This window comes from uncultured Arenimonas sp., assembly GCF_963976025.1.
GTDB lineage: Bacteria > Pseudomonadota > Gammaproteobacteria > Xanthomonadales > Xanthomonadaceae > Arenimonas.
This window is the reverse complement of record NZ_CAXBJS010000147.1, coordinates 1-6,804: the sequence shown is the minus strand read 5'-3', so window position 1 is coordinate 6,804 and position 6,804 is coordinate 1. Positions and strand designations below refer to the sequence as shown.

Below are 6,804 nucleotides of genomic sequence, written 5' to 3'. Positions count from 1 at the left end.
GGCAAGCCATGAGCACGAGCCATTTCAACACCAAGGAACGCATCCTCGGCGCCGCCGAAGAACTGTTCGCCCAGCACGGTTTCGCCGGCACCTCGCTGCGCCAGGTCACCAGCCGGGCCGACGTCAACATCGCGGCGGTCAACTACCACTTCGGCAGCAAGGAAAACCTGGTCAACGAGGTCTTCCGGCGCCGCATGGACGAGATGAGCGAACGCCGCCTGGCCCTGCTGCGGCAGGCCCAGGACAAGCAGCCGGGTGACCTGGAGGCCATCCTGTCGGCCTTCATCGAACCGCCCCTGGCCCTGACCATCGACCGCCACGGCGGCTCGGCCTTCGTCCGGGTCCTGGCCCGGGCCTTCGCCGAAAAGAACGACCGCCTGCGCAAGTTCCTGTCCGACAACTACGGCCACGTGCTGCGCGAATTCGCCAAGGCCCTGGGCCAGGCCCTGCCCGACCTGGCCAAGGAAGACCTGTACTGGCGGCTCGATTTCACCGCCGGCGCGCTTACCTACGCCATGGCCGACTTCGGCCTGATCAAGCGCCCGGCGGGCGTCTCCGAAAAGGCCCACTGCGAAAAGGCCGCCCAGGCCCTGATCCGCTTCGCCGCCGCCGGCCTGCGCGCCGGCTGAGCCGGACCAAACCCCTTTCCCCTCCTCCCACGGAGCTGTTCCCATGCCTCAACTTCTCATTCGCAAGGTCGCCGTGCTTGGCGCCGGCGTGATGGGCGCGCAGATCGCCGCCCACCTCGCCAACGCCGACGTCGAAACCGTCCTGTTCGACCTTCCGGCCAAGGAAGGCAAGCCCAACGGCATCGTCGACAAGGCCATCGCCAACCTGGGCAAGCTTTCGCCCTCGCCGCTGGCCAGCAAGTCCAAGGTCGCGGCCATCACCGCCGCCAACTACGACCAGCACCTGCACCTGCTCGGCGACTGCGACCTGATCATCGAGGCCATCGCCGAGCGCATGGACTGGAAGAAGGACCTGTACGACAAGATCGAGAACCACGTGGCCCCGCACGCCATCCTGGCCTCGAACACTTCCGGCTTGTCAATCAATGGCTTGGCGGAGGTTCTTCCGGAATCACTTCACTCGCGGTTCTGCGGCGTGCATTTCTTCAACCCGCCGCGCTACATGCACCTGGCCGAGCTCATCCCCTGTGCGAAGACTGACCGGGAAGTCCTTGAAGGGCTTGAAACTTTCCTGGTCACGACCCTGGGCAAGGGCGTGGTTTACGCCAAGGACACCCCGAACTTCATCGGCAACCGCATCGGCGTGTTCTCGATCCTGGCCACCCTGCACCACACCGCCGAGTGCAAGCTCGGGTTCGACGAGGTCGATGCCCTGACCGGCCCGCTGCTGGGGCGCCCGAAGTCGGCGACCTACCGCACCTCCGACGTCGTCGGCCTCGACACCATGGCCCACGTCATCAAGACCATGGCCGACACCCTGCCCGACGATCCCTGGCACAAATACTTCAAGGCCCCGGACTGGCTCAAGGCGCTCATCGAGAAGGGCGCGCTGGGCCAGAAGACCGGCGCCGGCATCTTCATGAAGAAGGGCAAGGAAATCCAGGTGCTGGACCTCAAGGCCCAGGACTACCGCCCCGCCACCGGCGCCGCCGACCCGGAAGTCGTGGCCATCCTGAAGAACAGGAACCCGGCCGAGAAGTTCGCCCAGCTGCGCGCCAGCGAACACCCGCAGGCGAAGTTCCTGTGGGCGATGTTCCGCGACCTGTTCCATTACAGCGCCTACCACCTGTCGTCGATCGCCGACACCGCCCGTGACGTCGACCTGGCCATCCGCTGGGGCTACGGCTGGAAGCTGGGCCCGTTCGAAACCTGGCAGGCCGCCGGCTGGAAGCAGGTGGCCGAGTGGATCGCCGAGGACATCGTGGCCGGCAAGGCCATGTCCAGCGCGCCCCTGCCCGACTGGGTGTTCGACGGCCGCGACGGCGTTCATGCCGCCGAGGGCAGCTTCAGCCCGGCCAAGGGCGAGAAGCTGCCGCGTTCGAACCTGGCCGTGTACAACCGCCAGCGATTCCCCGACCCGGTGCTGGGCGAACGCGCCAGCCCGGGCGACACCGTGTTCGAAACCGACGCGGTGCGCATGTGGCACGACGGCGACGGCATCGCCGTGTTGGGCTTCAAGACCAAGATGCACACCGTCAGCGACGGCGTGCTGGCCGGCATCCAGGAAGCCGTGGACCGCGCCGAGAAGGGTTTCCGCGGCCTGGTGATCTGGCAGCCCAGCGAACCGTTCTCGGCCGGCGCCGACCTGGCGGGAGCCCTGGGCTCGCTGCAGGCCGGCAAGCTCGATGAGTTCGAGGCCATGGTCGCCACCTTCCAGGCCACCAGCCAGCGCATCAAGTATTCGCTGGTGCCGGTGGTCGCGGCCGTGCGCGGCCTGGCCCTGGGCGGCGGCTGCGAGTTCCAGATGCATGCGGCGCGCAGCGTGTTCGCGCTGGAAAGTTACGTCGGCCTGGTCGAGGCCGGCGTCGGCCTGCTGCCGGCCGGCGGTGGCCTGAAGGAAATCGCCGTGCGCGCCGCGCAGGCGGCGGGCCCGGGTGGCGACGTGTTCGCCGAACTCAAGCCTTACTTCGAGGCCGTGGCGATGGGCAAGGTTTCGACCTCGGCCTTCGAGGCCAAGGAACTCAAGCTCGCCCGCGAAGCCGACCCGGTGGTGTTCAACGCCTACGAACTGCTGCACGTGGCCAAGGCCCAGGCCCTGGCGCTGGCCGAGTCGGGTTACCGCCCGCCCCTGCCCGCCCGCGCGATCGCGGTGGCCGGCGACGTCGGCATCGCCACCTTCCGGATGATGCTGGAGAACATGATCGAAGGCCGCTTCATTTCCGAACACGACTACGAGGTCAGCAAGCGCATCGCGACGGTGATGTGCGGCGGCGACGTGGATCGCGGCGCCCTGGTGGACGAGGACTGGCTGCTGCGGCTCGAGCGCGAGCATTTTGTCGCGCTGGCCCAGATGCCCAAGACCCAGGAACGCATCGCCCACATGCTCAAGACCGGCAAGCCGCTGCGCAACTGAGCGACGACGAGGACTATCAAATGACCAAGCAAATCCAGGACGCCTACATCGTCGCCACCACCCGTACCCCGGTGGGCAAGGCCCCGCGCGGCGTCTTCCGCAACACCCGCCCCGATGAAATGCTGGCCCACGTGCTCAAGGCCGTGGTCGAGCAGTGCCCGGGCATCGACACCAGCCGCATCGACGACGCCATCATCGGCTGCGCCATGCCCGAGGGCGAGCAAGGCATGAACGTGGCGCGCATCGGCGTGCTGCTGGCCGGCCTGCCCGACGTGGTGGCCGCGCAGACCATCAACCGCTTCTGCTCCTCGGGCCTGCAGGCCGTGGCGCTGGCGGCCGACCAGATCCGCCTGGGCAACGCCGACCTGGTGCTGGCCGGCGGCACCGAGTCCATGTCCATGGTGCCGATGATGGGCAACAAGGTGGCCATGAGCCCGAAGGTCTTCCAGGACGACAACGTGGCGATCGCCTACGGCATGGGCATCACCGCCGAAAAGGTCGCCGAGGAATGGAAGGTAAGCCGCGAAGACCAGGACGCGTTCGCCCTGGCCTCGCACCAGAAGGCACTGGCCGCTCAGGCCGCCGGTGAATTCAAGGAAGAAATCTCGCCCTATGGCGTGATTTCGCGCCAGCCGGTGCTGGGCGGCGAAAAGATCCAGCAGCGCGAACTGGTGGTCGAACACGACGAAGGCCCGCGCCCGGACACCAGCGCCGAAGGCCTGGCCAAGCTGCGCGCGGTGTTCCGCAACGGCGGCTCGGTGACGGCGGGCAACAGCTCGCAGATGTCCGACGGCGCCGGCGCGGTGATGCTGGCCTCGGAATCGGCGATCAAGCAGTACGGCCTGACCCCGCTGGCGCGTTTCGTCAGTTTCTCGGTCGCGGGCGTGCGTCCGGAAGTGATGGGCATCGGTCCGATCGCGGCGATCCCCAAGGCGCTCAAGCAGGCGGGCCTGAACCAGAACCAGCTGGACTGGATCGAGCTCAACGAAGCCTTCGCCGCGCAGGCGCTGGCCGTCATTCGCACCTGCGAACTCGACCCGGCCAAGGTGAATCCGCTGGGCGGCGCCATCGCCCTGGGCCACCCGCTGGGCGCCACCGGTGCGATCCGCACCGCGACCATCGTGCACGGCCTGCGCCGCCGCCAGCAGAAGTACGGCATGGTGACGATGTGCATCGGCACCGGCATGGGCGCCGCGGGCATCTTCGAAGCCCTCTGATTCGTCGCGCTGATTGAAGGACCCCCGGGAGACTGGGGGTCTTTTTTTTGCCGCGGATTTACGCGGATGAACGCGGATAAGGCAAAAGCATTTCAGTGTTTCTGATTTGCCTTTGCTCTATCCGCGTTCATCCGCGTAAATCCGCGGCAAAAACCCCTCTCAGGCCATCCGCGTTCCATTCGGGACCGGGCGTTCCAGGGTGGTGATGACCACGCCCTCTTCGGTGGGGAAGCCGGTGAGCAGGAATTCGGAGCGCACCGGGCCGACCTGCTTGGGCGGGAAGTTGATGACGCCGACGATCTGCCGGCCGACCAGGTCGTCGGCGCTGTAGAGGGTCTTGACCTGCGCACTGGTCTTGCGCACGCCGTGCGGGCCGAAGTCCACCCAGAGTTTCCAGGCCGGCTTGCGCGCCTCGGGGAAATCCTCGACCCGCTGCACCGTGCCGGCGCACAGCATCACCTTCTCGAAGTCGGCCCAGCTGATCAGGGCCATTCCGTTTTCATGCTCGCTCATCGTCTTTCCCGCCAGTCCTTCCAGGCATCACGGGCCTGGTACCACCAATAGCTTAGCTGCGCGCCGGCGAAACCGGCGGGTTTGAGCGCCGACACCAGGCCGTAGTCGGCCATCTCGCGCCAGCGCGGATCGCCGTGCGCGATCGCCGCGGCCAGCAGTTCGCCGGCGAAGGTCGTGGGCGCCACGCCGTGGCCGCCGAAGGCCTGGGCCAGCCAGAGCCCCTCTTCCACCTTGCCCACCTGCGGCATCTGGTGCCGGGCGTAGCTCATCAGGCCCGACCAGGCACGTTCGATGCGCAGGTCGTGCAGCTGCGGGAACACCCGCAGCAGGTCGCGACGCAGCAGGCGGCGCACGGCCTCGGGCGAGCGGTCCAGGACCGAGATTCGCCCGCCCCACAGCAGCCGGGTGTCGGGCAGCGGCCGGTAATAATCGAAGGCGAAGCGGCTGTCGTAGATCGCTGCGCGCGTGCGCAGCACCTCGTCCATGCGCGGGCCCAGCGGCTCGGTGACCATGACGTAGGTGGCGATGGGCATGACGCCGGCGTCCACGTCGCGGCGCAGGCCGGCCAGGTAGCCGCCGCAGGCCAGCACCACGTGGCGGGCGTGCACTTCGCCTTCGGGCGTGCGCACGCGCCAGCCGCCGCCGTCGCGGTCGAGCGCCAGCGCCGGGCTGGCTTCGTGCAGTCGCACGCCCTGGCGCGAGGCCGCGTCGGCGAGCCCGCGGGCATAGGCCAGCGGGTCGAAATGCAGGGCGTTGGCTTCGTAAAGCCCCTCGGTGTAGCGCTCGCTGGCGATGCGGTGGGCCATTTCCCGGCGATCGAGCCACTGCCATTGCACGCCGAAACGCTCCGCCAGAAGGCGTTGGCGCGCACGCATCACCGCCGGGTCGCGGAACCAGTTCGCCCAGATCACGCCGGCGTCGGTGGCGTCGCAGCGGATGTCGTGTTCGCGGATGCGCCGGCGGATCAGCTCGACCGCATCCACGGTGCCCTGGTACAGCGCCTGCGCCCGCTGCGGGCCCAGTTCGGCCAGCAGCTCGGCTTCGCCGCGGGAAAAACCGCCGAAGACGAAGCCGCCGTTGCGGCCCGATGCGCCGTGGCCGATTTCGCGGGCCTCGAGAAGCAGCACGTCCTGGTTGCCACGTTCGGCCAGGCCCAGCGCCGTGTTCAGGCCGGCGAAACCGCCGCCGACAACGCAGGTATGGACCTCATGCCGGCCGGCCAGCGGGGCACGGGCCGGCGGCGCCGGCGAACGGGCGCGATAGAAACTGTCGGCGTGCATGCGGCGCGCGGCCGGGTATCAGCGCGCCAGCGCGGCGCGCATGTACTCGCGCGCCGGCTCGGCCAGGTCCTCGTGGTCGAGCGCGAACTCGATCGTGGCCTCGACCAGGCCGATGCGGCTGCCGCAGTCGAAGCGACGGCCCTGGAAGCGATAGGCCAGCGCGCGCTTGTTGGCCATCAGCGCGGCAATGGCGTCGGTGAGCTGGATTTCGCCGCCGGCGCCGGGCGCGGTCTTGCGCAGCAGGTCGAAGATGCTGCCGTCGAGCACGTAGCGCCCGACCACGGCCAGCGTGCTGGGCGCGTCCTCGGGGTGCGGCTTTTCGACCAGGGCTTCGATCTCGCCGAAACGCCCGGAAAAGTCGCGGGTGGCGACGATGCCGTAGCTGCCGGTCTGTTCCCGCGGCACGTCCTGCACCGCGATCACACTGGCGTCCTCGGCCTGCGCCAGGTCGGCCATCTGCTTGAGCGCGCCGGGGCCCTTGTTCCAGATCAGGTCGTCGGGCAGCAGCACGGCGAAGGGCTCGTTGCCGATCACCGGCTCGGCGCACAGCACCGCGTGGCCCAGGCCCAAAGCTTCGGCCTGGGTAACGAAAACGGCGCGCACGTGGCGCGGCAGCACGTCGCGGATAAGCGACAGCAGCTCGGACTTGCCCTTCTTCTCGAGCTTGTGCTCAAGCTCGTAGGCCTTGTCGAAATAATCGGCCACCGCGTGTTTGTAGCGGTTGGTCACGAACACCAGGGTGTCGCAGCCGG

The 6,804-nt window shown here is 68.2% G+C and carries 6 protein-coding genes; 3 read left to right on the top strand and 3 right to left on the bottom strand.

Translation table 11 applies throughout. The annotated features are described in order from the left end of the window. The first annotated feature begins 8 nt into the window (after positions 1–8). Genes AACZ35_RS11050 through AACZ35_RS11040 form a run of 3 tightly spaced genes read left to right on the top strand, consistent with a single transcriptional unit; the run spans position 9 to position 4,259 of the window. A complete protein-coding gene (locus AACZ35_RS11050) occupies positions 9–629 on the top strand; it encodes a TetR family transcriptional regulator (protein ID WP_339829201.1) in 621 nt (206 codons plus the stop codon). Positions 630–672: 43 nt separating this feature from the next. Then, positions 673–3,042 carry a 3-hydroxyacyl-CoA dehydrogenase/enoyl-CoA hydratase family protein gene (locus AACZ35_RS11045; protein WP_339829196.1) on the top strand — a complete coding sequence of 790 codons (2,370 nt, stop codon included), beginning with the start codon at positions 673–675 and terminating at the stop codon, positions 3,040–3,042. A 20-nt stretch (positions 3,043–3,062) separates the two neighbouring features. Continuing rightward, a complete protein-coding gene (locus AACZ35_RS11040; protein WP_339829194.1) occupies positions 3,063–4,259 on the top strand; it encodes an acetyl-CoA C-acyltransferase in 1,197 nt (398 codons plus the stop codon). A gap of 159 nt (positions 4,260–4,418) precedes the next feature. On the opposite strand, the gene AACZ35_RS11035 is transcribed toward AACZ35_RS11040, so the two are convergent. The 3 genes from AACZ35_RS11035 to AACZ35_RS11025 form a co-directional block, all read right to left on the bottom strand. Beyond that, entirely contained in the window at positions 4,419–4,772 is a 354-nt protein-coding gene (locus AACZ35_RS11035; protein ID WP_343230736.1) for a tRNA-binding protein, read from the bottom strand. Beyond that, positions 4,769–6,052, bottom strand: a complete 1,284-nt coding sequence (locus tag AACZ35_RS11030; RefSeq protein ID WP_339829192.1) for an FAD-binding oxidoreductase — start codon at positions 6,050–6,052, stop codon at positions 4,769–4,771. Before AACZ35_RS11030 ends, AACZ35_RS11035 begins: the two co-directional genes overlap by 4 nt. An 18-nt stretch (positions 6,053–6,070) precedes the next feature. Further along, positions 6,071–6,804, bottom strand: a 734-nt coding sequence (locus AACZ35_RS11025; protein WP_339829190.1) for a UTP--glucose-1-phosphate uridylyltransferase, incomplete at its 5' end; no start/stop codon positions are given.